General features: G+C 31.2%; 1 pseudogene. It reads left to right on the forward strand.

From position 1 onward, the window contains the following. A pseudogene (locus CCO88_RS10535) lies at positions 1-490 on the forward strand (Cj0814 family flagellar-dependent secreted protein); the annotation flags it as partial.

The following is a 490-nucleotide window of genomic DNA, read 5'->3' on the forward strand; positions in this document are numbered from 1 at the left end:
CCTTAGAAGAAATCAAAAATGTTTCTCAAGCTAAATATGAATGTGATTTTAAACCTGATATGTCATTTTATCCAAAAAATGAAGATGGAACTTATACTAAAGAAGATTTATTTATGAGTTTTTTAAAAGCTCAAAATGGACAACCTGTTGAAAGTCTAAATACTACACTTAATCCAAAAGTAGAAGCTTACAATAGGGCTATGGCTAAAGAAAGTTTTAATGGTGATAGCATTGCTTTAAATGATATTATGACAGGCAAAGTTGATTTTGCAAGTTTATTAAAATATGAACTTGATAGAGGTTATATGGCTGGAGAGCTTTATATGTATGAAAAAGGTATATCTCCTAAGCAAGCTTTAGGCAATTGGGCTTTAGACGCTGAGATTAAACAAGCTCTTGCTAACGGCTGGAAAGCAAGCAGTGAAAGTATAAATTCTTATGTTGGATCTATAATGGATAGACTTAATAATCTTATAGGACAAACTAGGGT

The sequence above is a fragment of the Campylobacter coli LMG 9860 genome, assembly GCF_000254135.1.
Lineage (GTDB): Bacteria > Campylobacterota > Campylobacteria > Campylobacterales > Campylobacteraceae > Campylobacter_D > Campylobacter_D coli.